At 54.7% G+C, this 13,959-nt stretch carries 12 protein-coding genes; 3 read left to right on the top strand and 9 right to left on the bottom strand.

The annotated features are described in order from the left end of the window. Genes HCH_RS03940 through HCH_RS03930 form a run of 3 tightly spaced genes read right to left on the bottom strand, consistent with a single transcriptional unit; the run spans position 1 to position 2,700 of the window. Entirely contained in the window at positions 1-528 is a 528-nt protein-coding gene (locus tag HCH_RS03940; RefSeq protein WP_011394833.1) for a GDYXXLXY domain-containing protein, read from the bottom strand. Continuing rightward, a complete protein-coding gene (locus HCH_RS03935; RefSeq protein ID WP_011394832.1) occupies positions 525-1,622 on the bottom strand; it encodes a DUF4401 domain-containing protein in 1,098 nt (365 codons plus the stop codon). The genes HCH_RS03940 and HCH_RS03935 overlap by 4 nt, the downstream gene beginning before the upstream one ends. After that, a complete protein-coding gene (locus HCH_RS03930) occupies positions 1,612-2,700 on the bottom strand; it encodes a DUF2157 domain-containing protein (RefSeq protein ID WP_011394831.1) in 1,089 nt (362 codons plus the stop codon). Before HCH_RS03930 ends, HCH_RS03935 begins: the two co-directional genes overlap by 11 nt. A gap of 221 nt (positions 2,701-2,921) precedes the next feature. On the opposite strand from HCH_RS03930, the gene HCH_RS03925 reads away from it, so the two are divergent. After that, entirely contained in the window at positions 2,922-3,269 is a 348-nt protein-coding gene (locus tag HCH_RS03925) for a YceK/YidQ family lipoprotein (RefSeq protein WP_041599210.1), read from the top strand. 54 nt (positions 3,270-3,323) lie between these two features. Here HCH_RS03925 and HCH_RS03920 read toward each other — a convergent pair whose 3' ends face one another. The 4 genes from HCH_RS03920 to HCH_RS03900 form a co-directional block, all read right to left on the bottom strand. Beyond that, positions 3,324-4,733 carry a response regulator gene (locus tag HCH_RS03920; protein ID WP_011394829.1) on the bottom strand — a complete coding sequence of 470 codons (1,410 nt, stop codon included), beginning with the start codon at positions 4,731-4,733 and terminating at the stop codon, positions 3,324-3,326. 11 nt (positions 4,734-4,744) lie between these two features. Beyond that, complete coding sequence (locus HCH_RS32100) at positions 4,745-7,249, bottom strand: ATP-binding protein (RefSeq protein WP_011394828.1); 2,505 nt, start codon at positions 7,247-7,249, stop codon at positions 4,745-4,747. After that, the gene (locus tag HCH_RS03905; RefSeq protein ID WP_041598408.1) at positions 7,239-7,742 is read right to left on the bottom strand and encodes a hypothetical protein; all 504 of its coding nucleotides are present in this window, start codon (positions 7,740-7,742) and stop codon (positions 7,239-7,241) included. Before HCH_RS03905 ends, HCH_RS32100 begins: the two co-directional genes overlap by 11 nt. A gap of 310 nt (positions 7,743-8,052) precedes the next feature. Further along, positions 8,053-9,840 carry a GAF domain-containing protein gene (locus tag HCH_RS03900; protein WP_148212470.1) on the bottom strand — a complete coding sequence of 596 codons (1,788 nt, stop codon included), beginning with the start codon at positions 9,838-9,840 and terminating at the stop codon, positions 8,053-8,055. Between the two features lie 316 nt (positions 9,841-10,156). Between HCH_RS03900 and ltaE the strand changes: the two genes are divergently transcribed. Continuing rightward, positions 10,157-11,164, top strand: a complete 1,008-nt coding sequence (gene ltaE, locus HCH_RS03895; protein ID WP_011394825.1) for a low-specificity L-threonine aldolase — start codon at positions 10,157-10,159, stop codon at positions 11,162-11,164. A gap of 219 nt (positions 11,165-11,383) precedes the next feature. Next, complete coding sequence (locus HCH_RS03890) at positions 11,384-12,133, top strand: integral membrane protein (protein WP_011394824.1); 750 nt, start codon at positions 11,384-11,386, stop codon at positions 12,131-12,133. Positions 12,134-12,195: 62 nt separating this feature from the next. Here HCH_RS03890 and HCH_RS03885 read toward each other — a convergent pair whose 3' ends face one another. Beyond that, positions 12,196-12,585 carry a DUF2721 domain-containing protein gene (locus tag HCH_RS03885; protein ID WP_193359413.1) on the bottom strand — a complete coding sequence of 130 codons (390 nt, stop codon included), beginning with the start codon at positions 12,583-12,585 and terminating at the stop codon, positions 12,196-12,198. Positions 12,586-12,772: 187 nt separating this feature from the next. Beyond that, positions 12,773-13,951 (bottom strand): choline ABC transporter ATP-binding protein, encoded by a 1,179-nt coding sequence (choV, locus tag HCH_RS03880; protein WP_011394822.1) that lies wholly within the window; start codon positions 13,949-13,951, stop codon positions 12,773-12,775. Positions 13,952-13,959: the final 8 nt, after the last annotated feature.

Raw genomic sequence — 13,959 nt, 5'->3', positions numbered from 1 at the left:
TTATTCCACGTCTATCAAGGCGGGCTGCATGGGGCGCTTGTCGCGATCCCGCAGCCCAACCAGCAGTACATCGCCGCCAGGACTCACTTTAACCTCTCCATAGCGGGCGGCTTCGTAGAATTCGCCAAGCCCTTCCTGAAAGAAGAACGCGTCAGAAGCAATTTTGACCCGCCCGCCTCTGATCCGATACAACATAGCCACTTCAGAAGCGCCCGCCTCGTCCGCTGATTGCGCCAAACGTTGGAAGCGGGCGACGCTATCTTCATCCAGAGTGGCAATCACATACCCATCCGCCGTCGCCACGTCTTCCTGATCGCCCAAGGCATTGTCAATTTCCCGCATGAGTGAATAGCGCAGGCGCATATAGTCTCCCTGCATAATCGAGCGGGGGTCGCGAGGCGCCAACTCCAACAACAGGGTTTCACCGCTTGCGAGCAGTCTTTCTTTGGCGATAATCAGCCCGTTGCATACCAGCAGCACCAACGCCAGGCCGCCCCAGAGAATACGTCTGCGTAACATCTCCGTCATGACGAGGCCTCCTCTTCGACGCCGATGCGATCAAGCAATTTGCGTACGCCGATCAATACTGCGCCCGTAGCGACAAGGCTGACAGACTTCGCCAACAGGCTTATCTCAATGCCGTAGAAATATGCCGTCAGAAACACGGACAGAAACACGACGCCTAACCCAATATAAAACGTGCGCCGCTGCGCTACGCCCACCACCAGGGCCAGACACGCCGCCGTCAATCCTGGCGCGTTATGCGCCGTCACCGCTGCGATCAACACCGTCGCGATCAACACCGCCGGCGCGCGCTTATCTTCACCGAAGACAGGGGTTAACACCCGCCAAAGCGACCAGATCAAAACCGCCGCAATTCCCAGAGTGGAGATCCAAGGGTTGGGATAAAACACAAAGTCATCCAGCAGATCCGGCAGTACATAAACCGCCGACAATAGCGACCATCCTAACGCAGCGACAATCATTCCCGCCGCGAGGGGCGACGTCAGGGCTTCGTATCGACGCAACCCGCTTTGAGAGTCATTCAGAGTCAGCCAGGCGAATCCCGCCGCCAATAGAGGCGGCGCAAAAGGTATCAGCGCTTGTTGCTTGTAGATATAAAGCAATATGGCCGTCGCCACACAGATAAAGAGAATGGACAAAAAGCGATGTGCGCGGTCCGCGAATAAAGGAATCAACGCCAGATTGACCAAAATCAGCGTCGCCAGTATGCCTTCCACATCGTCAACCAGATTCATTTCTTCCAGACCAAAGCCCAGCATCAGCTGGCCGGCCATGCTGGTCGCCAGCGCGACCTGATTGACGAACAGATGATCCACTACACGACTCAGAACAGTAGCGCCGCCTATAAACAGCAATCCCAGGGCAATATATCCCCCATCGGAAGCCATCAAGCTAACGCCTAACGCGAAGGCGATAAACAGCCAACTGCCAAGCCAGGCGCCAAATCCCACCAGCGCCTTGATGAACCAGGGCTGCTCCTCATACTGCAACAGTCGTTGTTGCAACGGCGTCGGCATTTCCGATGCAGTGGTAATCGCGGGGTTCTCCGCCCGCATGCGCTCCAGAAGCTGCGCCAGCGTCAATTGATCATCGCGCATGCGGAGCCCCCTTGCGGATCTTACGCGCCAACTCACGCAACCATAGCGCAGCGAAGGCGGTTTGCCCGATAACCAGCAGCGCCATGAACAATGCGAACTCGAATGAATCCGCCCAAAGTCTTGCTATTAAAGAGTTCACTACCAAAATGATCGCAAGCGCGCATTCAGCCAGAACCAGTAAGTCAGGCTTGCGGCGCTGATAAAACCAGAGGCAGCCGCCGACCACCACAACAAACCCGACAGGCGTTAACGGAGCTAAGCGCGCTCCATGCTCCCAACCGTCAAATATCACCGATAAACTGGCGCTGGCCATTAACGCCAGTACGCCAGTGGCGACGACGCGGGGAAACCAGCGTCCCTGCATCCAGCTCACCCCACGCTCGGCGCAAAGCTCCCACATGACGAGCACCAGACCATTCAGCAACAATAGCGACAACGCCAGCCCCTGGTCCCACACCATCTGACCGAGCATGAGCAGTGGACCGCCAAAGTCTTCGATCCAACTTGAGTGGGGATAAAGCATCTGCGTCCAATACAGAATCAGAGACAAGTTGGCCAGCACCGTCGCGAGCATCCATAACCCAGGTTGCCGGCCGATTGCGACCCAGGCCGCGGTCAATACGCCCCAGGCGATAAACAGTCCATAAGGGTCCGCGCCGGTCTGATATATCTGACCATATACCGCCAGATGGACGCCCGCCAAAAACGCGGCGGCGAACAGACAGCATCGCCCAACGAGGCTATCCAGCCCTTTACGCCAGGCGCCCCAGGCTCCAGCCACGACACCCGTCTGGATCAAAGCGAATTTGGCGAATTTGTGCAGATCTTGCCAGTTAAAGGCAAAGAAAGCGGCGACTCCGGCCAATATCAACGCCGCGCCGCACAACATAAAAAACAGGCGGCACCTGGCCAGCCAGTCTGAACGAGAAGTCTGATAACCAGCATGACTCAACGCCCGCTCCAGCGTCGCCTGGTCCCATTGCAATTCATTGGCGAGACAAAAGATCAAGGAGCGGGAAACCGGCAGCTCAGCGGCTTCTTTAGCAGTGGAAGGCGGTAAATTCTGATTCGTCTGCATAGGCGGATTTTCATAGGGTCATTAGCCGGTAGTCTATCTCAGACTCGCTTATTAGAATACTTTTCTATAATCAAGTCCGGTTGACAATGTTGATGAAATTCACACCAAAAGGCTTATTTTTTGGCTAGACTTTTCCAACAGTCAACATGGCGCCGACTAAGAAAAAACAGAAAAAGAAAAACAATAACCAAACAACAAATACAGCAGTTAATCCGCCAACAATGAATATATTTAAAACCGCCATTCTGGGCAGCCTTGCGGCTGTCTCCGTCACGGTTTTTACCGGCTGTGGCACAGTAAACACTGTCATGCGCGGCGATGATGTCGCAGCGCGCAATCTCAACGAAATCGGGACTCATTGCGAGTCCATCCCCCGGGTTTATAGCGGCGTTGCTTATGACCTCTGTCGCCTGCATGGCGCGCCCGCTCCCATCCACACCTGGCAGGCCACGGATGGAGAGGCGCACATGCTGGTAGTGGATATAGTCGTATCGGGCGTGCTTGATACTTTGTCCCTGCCCTACACCATTTACAAGCAGTCCAAGCTGGGCAATATCCGCATCCAGTGATCGGGGCGCAACCCCAATGGAGAGTGAATTGGCAGGCTGTGCAAGCCGTGGAGCTTACGCCGGATCGTCCGACGGCTCCATGCGACTGCATACCCGGTTACGCCCTTCCTTCTTGGCCTGATACAGGCACTCGTCGGCGGTGGACAGCAGATTTTCGCGACTGATGTGTGGACCAGGATAGCAAGTAACCAGACCTGCGCTGATGGTGACGATTTTCTTGCCGTCGTTATGCTCATGGGCGATCGCCAGTTTGCGCACGGCGTTCAACATGGCGTCAGCGAAGCGCTGCCCGCCTTCCGCGTCCGTGTCCGGCAGAATGACTACGAACTCTTCTCCCCCCAGGCGAGCGACAAAATCCGTGTTGCGCTTGCGCACTTGATAAATCATTTTGGCCACTTTCTGTAAACAGGCGTCACCGGCGGGGTGGCCGTAGAAATCATTGAATCGCTTAAAGTTATCAATGTCGATCATGATCAGCGACAGCGGCTCTCGCGCCCGGCAGGCGCGGAACCATTCACGTCGATAGACTTCCTGGAAATTGCGCCGGTTTGGCACGCCGGTGAGCGCGTCGGTCAATGTCAGCTTCTTCAGCAAGTCCCGGTTGCGCACCAGCTCCAGCAAGTTACGCGTTCGCGCTTTGACGATAGAGTGGCTATAGGGCTTGATAATATAGTCGATGGCGCCGGCTTCCAAACCGCGCGTCTCGTCTTCCGCAGAGTCCCGTGAAGTGACGAACACAATGGGAATATCGCGGGTTTCCGGTTCGCGCTTCAGCTGTTTGCAGACCTGATAGCCGTCCGTATCCGGCAACACTACATCCAGCATAATCAGGTGCGGATGCGCCTCACGGGCGATCTGCTTGGCCTGTTCGCCATTGACCGCAAAGAACAGCTCATACTCGTCCCCCAGCATGCTCGCCAGCGTTTCGATATTGCTGACGGAGTCGTCCACGATGAGCACGCGCTGTTTGGTTTGTGGTCTGCCGCCCCCAAGCGTCAGTTCGGTCTCTTCCAACGACAGCTGAATCTGGCGCAGAAATAACTCTTCCCGCTCCTGGGCGTTGCGCAGTTCCGACTTCATTTCCCGCAACACCAGTTGAGTGTTGACCTTGGCGATGAGTTCGAACCAATTAAACGGTTTGATGACATAGTCCACGGCGCCTTGTTTGTAGCCGTTGACCATGTCGTCCACATCATTTTTCGCAGTCAGAAAAATGACGGGAATATGCCGGGTATTCGCATTGCTCTTAAGCCTGCGGCATACTTCAAAGCCATCCATGCCGGGCAACTGGATATCAAGCAAGATAATGTCCGGTAAGTCCCGGATCGCCATTTCCAGCGCCTCTTCGCCAGTCATGGCGAACTCCACTTCGTGCACTTCTTTGAAGATGTTATGCAGAAGCTCAATATTGGTGGCCTGATCATCCACCACCAAAATACGCCCGGCCGGTTGTTGCTTAGCCATAGGTCGTCGCTCTAATCGTCTGTTCGTATCAGGGTTCGCAAACGTCTCAACGCTTCCAGCGCCTCTTTAAAGTTCAACTTCTGTAAGTTTAATAGCAAATCCTGATTTTCTCTCTTTGCAGCGTCACTTAATACGTATGCGTTGACTTCTTTAGCGACGTCCCTGGCGCGTAAGTTATTGCTGGAAATGAGTTTTTCCAGCTCCTCCAGTATTTCCAGCAAGGCCCCCCGCGCTACCAGCCCATCCTCGTTCTGGGGCTGCGGCTCGGGTTCGCCGTTGCTTTCCAGCTCCAGCAACAGCAGTTCCGCCTGACGCGCGGAACCAGACATTTCGTCCAGTGCGTCGGCCAGCATCACTAAGGATTCGTTTCTGACCTGCCCCAGGCGTATCTCCTTTTCCAGGGTCATGGCGGCCTGATACACGTCTTCGGCGCCCAGGTTGCCGGCTTCGCCTTTCAGACTATGGGCCAAATGCTCCGCACCCTGCTCATCGCCCTGATCCAGCATGTCCTGCAAGCGGGCGCAAGCGTGAGAGTTGTTTTCAATAAAATCCACCACCAGATGCAGCAATAGGGATATATTACCCAAGAAGCGCGCTTGCGCCTGTTGCCAATCGATCCCTGGCAAATCCAGCTCGATAGAGTTCTCCGTGATCTTACGGACGGGCTTGTCAGCCGTAGACTCGACCGCTTCCACCTGCTTGCTCGGAGGCGCTTCCCGCATCCAGGCTTTTAACGTCCGGTACAACTGGTTCACGTCGATAGGCTTGGTAATATAATCATTCATACCCGCCTTAAGGCAACGCTCTTTATCACCGGCGATCGCCATCGCCGTCATGGCGATAACCGGCGTCTTATCCAGACCCGGCAGTTTGCGCAACAATTGCGTCGCCTGCAAGCCATCCATTTCCGGCATCTGAATATCCATGAATATCAGGTCCCAGAGTCCTTCTTTGCGATACAGGGCGTCTTTGATGCGGTTAATGGCCTGCAAGCCGTTGTTGCAGATGTCCACATGCAGCCCGAGATCACCCAGCAGATGACGGGCCACCTCCTGGTTACCCGGATTATCCTCCACCACCAGCACTCTGCCCGATACCCGCGGACGAGCCACCGGGCCGACTTCTTTCACTTCCTGTGGCGGCGGCGCCTCATCCGTATCCACCTGAAAACCGGCCGTGAACACAAAGGTACTGCCTTTGCCTGGCGTACTCTTCGCCCAGATCTTCCCTCCCATCAACTGCACCAGTTGCTTACAGATAGCGAGCCCCAGTCCAGTGCCTTCATAACGGCGGCTCAAACGGCTGTCCACCTGACTGAATGCCGCGAACAGACGCGACAGGTTTTTCGGCGCGATACCGACGCCAGTGTCACGGATAGAGAAGCGCAGCATCACAGGCCCCTCGTCGCCCGCTTCTTTCTTATACAGACGCACCGTCACCACAATCTTACCGCGCTCCGTGAACTTAATGGCGTTGTTCACCAGATTGAGCAGGATCTGTCCCAAGCGGTCCGGGTCGCCCTTCAGGCGCTGCGGCACATCCTGGGACACGGAGAAGATCAGCTCCAGTTGTTTCTCCGCCGCCTTCGCCGCCTCCATTTGCGCCAGCTGTTGCAATACGCCGTCGAGACTAAAGGGGCGGTTTTCTATCTTGAGCTTGCCCGCTTCAATCTTGGAGAAATCGAGAATGTCGTTAATTAGCGCCAGCAATGATTTGGCGGCGACGTTGATGCGATTGAGAAAATCCGTCTGCCTCGCGTCCAGATCAGTGCGCTGCATCAGATAGCACATACCCAGTATTGCATTCATGGGCGTGCGGATCTCGTGACTGACGTTAGCCACGAAGAAGCTCTTGGCTTCACTGGCGGTTTCAGCCTGTTCTTTGGCCAGGATCAGCTCTTTTTCCGTCTGTTTGCGCGCGTCGATCTCAGCGCGCAGTTTCCGTATCAGGATGTTGATCACCACCCAGGCGATCAACAACAGACATAGCGTCAGTAACGCATCCATCAGAAAGGCATGCTGCATATTACGCTTGAGCTTACTGAAGAAAAGGTGGCTGACTTCAAAGCGCGCAACGCCCAGAAGCTCATCCGTCACCCTCGAGTACAGCTCAATTTGAGCGGCGTAGCAACCTGCGCATTTGCGCACGCCCCAGGTGCGATTCAGAATGCCTGAGGGCGCATTCAACGTGCTGTAGTCCAGCTCCAGGGTCACGCTCTGGAAGAAAGGCGTCTCCGACACTGGATCGGTCAGCAGCAGAATCTGATCAATCACACGCTCCACCCGCTCACGGTCCACCGGCTGACCAGCGTGTTCCGTCAGCACATCCGCCAGCGCCACCCCCTGGGAGTACGCCAGTATCTGGGCGTTCGCCTGCGCTTCTTCGCTTAAGCGGGGTTCCAGCCCAAGAAACCAATAAACCGCCAGCACGCCTTCCAACGCCAGCGCCAGCAATGAAAACGCAAGCGTGGCGGCGATAGGCACGCGGGATCGCTCTGCACGGGTGTCACGGGCCATAAGTTTTCGCCACCTTCAGAAAAAACGCCTTGATACGAATCTGGGATTCCGCCAGCGTCTGCAGATTAATATAGGGCTTAATGTGCGCCTCTACCGCGAGACCGCCCAACACGCCTTTGGCCACATCCCCTTCAAACGGAGAGTAGAGCACCACCTGTTTGTCGACGCCGAATTGGATCAACTGCCGCAATTCGTCATCAAACAGCTTTTCGATGACGAAAACGCCGGCGGGCGGCGCCGTCTGATATTTACTCAATGCAAAATCGTTGGAAATCTCAACCCGAATGGGGAGTCCACGCACCCGGGCCTGTTGTTCGCCCTCGCCCAATTCCAGCAGTTCGCGGCCATAAAACTCCGCCTTGGCGCTGTTGTTGGCGTAGATAAGCACTATTTTCAAATAGTCGTCGTGGGTCTTCTTGGACTCTATATCCTGATCCGCCGCCAGCATGGCGCGGAACAACTTCAGGCTGGTGCGGATACGGCGCTCTTCCATCGTGTCCGCATGCGCCGTTAGCGCCCAGACGCAGCTGAAGAGCAACAGAAGTAAGGATAGAAGCCGCCTGAAATTATGCGAGCCGGTAACAAAGTGAATCGGCATACAGGCTTATTGGAGCTTGCCGCAGGTCTTGCGGCGACGCGCTCGCGCTGCATAATCGTCGCCAGTTCGGACGCCAAGAGGCTGTTGACGTTTCGGCATTATTTGTTCGCTAATTTGATCCGCATGAGTGGGCACAACCTTTCCACGAATCGAATTATAAATCAAGTTGAGAGATGGCATAGCCCGCTATGCGGGCAGCTTAGTCTCAAACCGCCTGCTTGCGGGGACTGGCGCGATATCCGCTGTCGATGGAAAGGGCGCACAATCCCGCCAGCGCCCGCACAAACGCCAGCCTCTCTTCCGGTGCGGTCAGGCTATTATCTTCATCAGGCTGAAACAGCAGACATAACAGACCAATGCGCCGCCCCTGGCGATTCTTGAGCGGCATCGCCACCGTGCTGAGGCGTTCGCTACCCACGTGATTCAGCAGACTTTCATGGGTGCCGCAACGGGCTGCGGAGTCGTATGTGACGGCAATGACGCTCAGATCGTCCTGGCAGGTCGCCTGCACAAAGGCGATATTCTGATCCGACAGATTCAGTGACGGCATGGCATGATGGGTTTTGGCGCCATGACGGGTCTGAAAGCACGCCGGCCACAAGCGCTCTTCTTCGGGATCGATAAGATAGACCAGGGCCCCTTCCGCCTGACTCATATGCATCGCATTAAGAGATACTTCATGCAACAGGCGATCGAAATCCCGCTCCTCCGCCAGGGTGCGGGTCAATCCAGTAAAGCGGCTGATGGTGTTTTTCATCAGCTCAATAGCGGACGCCAGGGAATCGATATCGCTGATGGAGGACTTCACCGTCAATGGCGAAACGAAGTCCAGCCGTTGGATACGTCGGGTCTCCTCCGCCAGATTTTTCAACGGCCGCGCAATCTGATTGGCGAAAAACAACGCGAACGGCAAGGCCAGTATCACGATAACCAAGGTGATCACGCCTGACTGATTGGTGATTTCGTATGCCTCGGCCAATAGCTCGGACTCTGGCGCCAGTATCATCAGGTTGGCGGTGAAGCCCACCAGGTTAACGGGACGGGTAACTCCCAGCCAGCGTTCGCCGTGGGAGTCGAAGAAAAAGTCAGAGCCGGCGGATTCCTTCTGTCGCGCGATAAAGTCGCGAATCTCAGGACTTTTCAGGTCAGCCAGCTGCAATATGCGCAGTTTCTCGGGATCGTTGTCGACTACGATTGAGCCGGGGTCCAGACTACCGATCACGCTACCGTCATGGGTATAGATCAACATTTGCGACGAGGGACTGACCCGATTTTCCTGCAAGGTCTGCGACAGCGACTCCAAAGTGATGTCCGCCGCGAACACCGCGCCGCTGGCGGGGTCCTGTTTGACGGCCGTCACCCCGACCTTGCCGATAAAATAATATAAGTAAGGCTGTGTGGTGGTGACGTCGCGCGTGTAGGCCGCCAAACGATACCAGGGACGCACGGTGGGATCGTAATTGGTGTAGCCGAGATCTTTCTCGCCAATTCGGTTTAGCGCTTCGTCATAGTAGAAGCGCATGAAGGCGTTGGAACCGTCGCTGCGCTCGATGTTGTCCACCACATAATGCGCCCCCAATGGCGCATCAAAACGCTTCAGCAGATATTCCGAGTTCAGGTTGCGAATGATGAAATATTCCGAGTCCGCATACCCTACGGATAACGCGGCGACCTGCGGTTGCGCGCGCAAAACGGCCACCAGACTGGGTAAGTGCTGCAAGCGGCCTTCGAGGTCATTCTCCTGCATCAATGGGGACAGTGAGAGCAGTTTGACGGTGGCGGAGACGGGAGAGTAGCCTGCGTAAAACGCGCCGCTGACGTCCGTGGCCACTCTATCGAACAGGTGATGGGTGGACGTAATAAATATGTCCGACATTTTCTGATGGTGAAACCAGCCTAATACCGCGCCGAAAGTGAGCAATAGCGCGATAAAGGCCATCGCCAAATGAAACTGGATCGAGTGCTTGGCTCTACGTCTTTTGGTTCGAAACACGTTGTCGTCCGAATCTGGGCGTGTTAATCCTTACTACCCTCAATTCAGTTTATGTAGCCGCATAAACTGTCGACTGCAGAGGCATACGTAGTAACACGTAACTTTAACACAATTGGGAGGGCCAGGCTCCGCAATTTCGCGATTAATCCGTAATATTCGCTCTGGTCTAGTCCTTTAAAAAAAGTCAGGGGCGCTCAGAATTACCAAAATAGCATTGGCTTGACAACTCGTTCCTGTCCTCTCAGACAGATTCTCCGGCGTCATTGATTCGAGCGGCCCGACAAAACAGAACATTCTATCGCATTGGTATCCAATTATGATTGATTTTCGCAGCGACACCGTTACTCGTCCCAGCCAGCCGATGAGAGCCGCCATGGCGGCCGCGGAAGTCGGCGATGACGTCTACGGCGATGATCCAACCGTCAACCGCCTGCAAGACATAGCGGCGGAGATGCTGGGCTATGAAGCCGCCTTGTTCGCCTGCAGCGGCACCCAGACCAACCTGCTGGCGTTGCTCACCCACTGCCAGCGCGGCGATGAGTATCTGGTCGGCCAACAGGCGCATACTTATAAATATGAAGGCGGCGGCGCAGCAGTGCTGGGAGGCATACAACCTCAACCCATTGAGCATGATGCGGACGGAACTATCCCTCTCGCAAAAATAGAAGCCGCCATCAAGCCAGACGACTTCCATTTCGCCCGCACCCGCCTGCTGAGCCTGGAAAATACCATCGGCGGCAAGGTGATTCCGCAAGATTACATCCGAAACGCAACGGAGCTTGCCCGCCGCAGAGGGCTCGCCACGCACCTGGACGGAGCCCGTCTGTTCAATGCGACCGTCAAGCAAGGCATTAATCCCAAAGAAGTCACGCAATACTTCGACTCCGTCTCCATTTGCCTGTCAAAGGGCCTCGGCGCGCCAGTTGGGTCCCTGTTGTGCGGCGACAAGGCCTTTATCGATACCGCCCGACGCTGGCGAAAAGTCTGTGGCGGCGGCATGCGGCAGGCTGGCGTATTGGCCGCCGCTGGCATCATTGCTTTGCAGTCAGGGGTTGAACGCCTGCAGGAGGACCACGACAACGCCGCCTATCTGGCGCAACGTCTGGCGGAGACCAACCTGTTCGATATAGATATGAGTCTGGTGCAGACCAATATGGCGTTCGCCAGCTATCGAGGAGAGGATATCAACGCACTGGCGCAGTATCTGAAGTCACATAATATTTTAATTTCGCCATCGCCAACGATCCGATTCGTCACTCATCTGGATATTTCACGGGATGATATTGATCGCCTGGCGCAAGCGGTCATGGCGTTTAAAAAATAAGTTCTGCATATCGGGGCCTCATCAAAGGCCCCGATACTTTCGTCCAGCTCAGTAACGCCGCAAAAAGCTCTCTTTTTGAGCAACTTCCCGCTCCATACCGCGAACTCCGTAACTCTTTGTAAAAAATAAATTTTCCAGTCTGGCTATCTGTTAGGAATAATATGCTATATTTTGTCTGTTAATTTTTATTAATAAAACAACGGGCATTAAGGAATAACTATGAGCGACGTTTATTCTACTCCGCAATCCAACCTCACTCCGGAGCGTAGTGGAGACCGCAGGTGGGGCTCGCTGGAAGACGGCGTTAACGGCAACTACCACTTTCGGGTGGGCGAACTGATCAGTGAAGCCTGGGAACGCACCAGTGGGGCTAAGCTGACTATTATCCTGGCAGGTATTGTTTACTTCGCTGTTATGTTTGGCGTATCCCTGGTTATGGGCTTTGTCATCGGCATTGTAGGCCCCGACAGCGGCGGAGCTGCCGTAGTCCTGGCCATACTCAATCAAGTGGTCGTCACAGCCGTATCGCTGCCTCTTGGCATGGGCCTATTTATGCTTGGCCTTAAGCGCTCAGTCGATGCGCCTTTAAATGTTGGGGAAGTATTTAACTATTTCCATAAAGCGTTGCCTTTGCTTTTAACCGCTATCCTGATGTACGTCATGCTGTTTATCGGATTTCTATTACTGGTATTACCCGGCATCTATCTAATGTTCAGCTACTACCTGGCGCTTCCATTGGTTATCGAGAAAAACCTTTCCCCCTGGCAAGCCCTGGAAGCCTCACGCAAAGCCGTCACCAAACGCTGGTTCGCCGTTTTTGGCCTGTTCTTGTTGTTGGGCTTGATTAACTTTGTGGCGATGATCCCACTGGGTATTGGCCTGATCTGGACAATACCCATGACCATGATCTGCTACGGCGCACTGTATCGGAATGTCTTTGGCGTGGAAGATCAAACGATGGCGGGCTAGTTTCCAAACAGCTCTTTATATGGAAAAGCCAGCATGATGCTGGCTTTTTTATTGCCTCGATCTCAGAGGTCTTCCAGATTATTCAACTGAATACTGAGCGCAGCGCCGGAGATATGAATCTCAATCAGACAAATAACCAAAGACCCCAATAGCAGCAGCAAGCTCCCCCCGAGCAGCCCCTCTCCGACATACTCCAGCTCCAAAATCAGGCTGCCCATAGAAAGCGTACACAGAATAAAAGCCATGACTCCCAGAGACTGCATCCAGCGAATCAGATGAATCCGCTTCCGCAAATGCAGAATCTGCTGCTTCATATGACGCTCCTTCGTCTCATTTAATTGCTTGTACAAAGAGCGTATCAACTGAGCGATCACCAAGAATCGATTGGTGTAGGCCAGTAATAACAAGGAAATGGCGGGAAACAGTAGTGCAGGCGTAGAGATGTTCAACATGATTAAGCGCGGCTGAAGTCTTCGATTAAAAGCTAGGCTATCCATCAAATCACAAAGCGACAGGACACGCCAGACGTCTAACGCTTTGCCTAGTGTCGATTAAAAGGTAATGAGGCCCATACATACGATGAAACTGGGATAGGGATAAAAGAAAACGGCTCGCAGAGTGCGGTGCGAGCCGTTGAGATCAGTTGTCGTCGAGATGGCGGCCCAGGAGGGCGTGGTAGATGTTCTGGTCGTTGATAACGCCGGATATTTCCTTTTCGCCGCCGACCAATATCGCATGGCCGGTGAAGTGGCGGATGGCCACCACGTCCCGCATAAGCGTATCCGCGGGAATGATCGTGGGTAGCTTTTGCAGGCTTTCCACCTCCTGCTCCGAACTCCAGCGTTGCACGGGGAATACGGCGTCGGCATATCGAACCTGGCTGTCCTCCAGCTTGTCCGCCGTTTTCAGCCAATAGTCGTAGCGCTTGCTGACGCAGATTTCATCCGCCACCTTTTCCGCCGTCGTCAGCGGACGCATCAGCGATTGCGCAAGCAGCACATTGACCGGATTGGTGTGCGAGACAAAACTGCGCACATAATCATTGGCGGGATTCAACACTATATTTTCCGGCGTGTCATGCTGCACGATACATCCGTCTTTCATAATGGCGATATGGTTGCCGAGCTTCAGCGCCTCATCCAGATCGTGACTGACGAAGATCACCGTTTTGTTCAGTTTCTCCTGCAGGCGCAGCAATTCATCCTGCAGCTGATTTCGGATCAGCGGGTCCAATGCGGAAAAGGGCTCATCCATCAGAATAATATCGGACTCCATCGCCAGCGCCCGCGCCAGACCAACGCGTTGCTGCATACCGCCGGACAGCTCGCCGGGCTTGGTGTCGCGCCATTGCGCCAGTCCCACCAGCTCCAGTTGCTCATCCACCCGCTTTTTCACCTGAGCGCGGCTCATTCCCTTCATTTCCAGACCAAAAGCGACATTCTCTCCCACTGTCAGCCAAGGCATCAGCGCGAACTTCTGAAACACCATAGTGATGCGCTCTAGCCGCAGCTTGCGCTGTTGCTCGACAGGCAAGGCGAAGAAGTCCTGCTCGCCGTCTTCCGTGGTGATGAGCACTTGCCCTCGGGCCACTGGATTCAAACCGTTCGCTGTGCGCAGCAAACTGGATTTACCGGAGCCGGACAGCCCCATCAGCACACAAATTTCGCCCTTTTCCACTCTCAGGCTGGCGTTATTTACGGCGACGGTGTGTCCGGTGCGGTCGAGAATCGCTTCCCGGTCCTGGCCTTCATCCAGCAGAGCGATAGCCTGCTGGGGCTGGTCGCCGAACACCACGTCTACGTTTTTAAACTCAATCATGGCAATTG

It is taken from the genome of Hahella chejuensis KCTC 2396 (assembly GCF_000012985.1).
Lineage (GTDB): Bacteria > Pseudomonadota > Gammaproteobacteria > Pseudomonadales > Oleiphilaceae > Hahella > Hahella chejuensis.
This window is presented reverse-complemented; position numbering and strand designations above follow the sequence as displayed.

Excerpts from the sequence above, each read along its gene's own strand:
- HCH_RS03940 (WP_011394833.1), bottom strand. The coding sequence starts at position 528 with ATGACGGAGATGTTACGCAGACGTATTCTCTGGGGCGGCCTGGCGTTG.
- HCH_RS03935 (WP_011394832.1), bottom strand. The coding sequence starts at position 1,622 with ATGCGCGATGATCAATTGACGCTGGCGCAGCTTCTGGAGCGCATGCGG.
- HCH_RS03930 (WP_011394831.1), bottom strand. The coding sequence starts at position 2,700 with ATGCAGACGAATCAGAATTTACCGCCTTCCACTGCTAAAGAAGCCGCT.
- HCH_RS03925 (WP_041599210.1), top strand. The coding sequence starts at position 2,922 with ATGAATATATTTAAAACCGCCATTCTGGGCAGCCTTGCGGCTGTCTCC.
- HCH_RS03920 (WP_011394829.1), bottom strand. The coding sequence starts at position 4,733 with ATGGCTAAGCAACAACCGGCCGGGCGTATTTTGGTGGTGGATGATCAG.
- HCH_RS32100 (WP_011394828.1), bottom strand. The coding sequence starts at position 7,249 with ATGGCCCGTGACACCCGTGCAGAGCGATCCCGCGTGCCTATCGCCGCC.
- HCH_RS03905 (WP_041598408.1), bottom strand. The coding sequence starts at position 7,742 with ATGGAAGAGCGCCGTATCCGCACCAGCCTGAAGTTGTTCCGCGCCATG.
- ltaE (WP_011394825.1), top strand. The coding sequence starts at position 10,157 with ATGATTGATTTTCGCAGCGACACCGTTACTCGTCCCAGCCAGCCGATG.
- HCH_RS03890 (WP_011394824.1), top strand. The coding sequence starts at position 11,384 with ATGAGCGACGTTTATTCTACTCCGCAATCCAACCTCACTCCGGAGCGT.
- HCH_RS03885 (WP_193359413.1), bottom strand. The coding sequence starts at position 12,585 with ATGTTGAACATCTCTACGCCTGCACTACTGTTTCCCGCCATTTCCTTG.
- choV (WP_011394822.1), bottom strand. The coding sequence starts at position 13,951 with ATGATTGAGTTTAAAAACGTAGACGTGGTGTTCGGCGACCAGCCCCAG.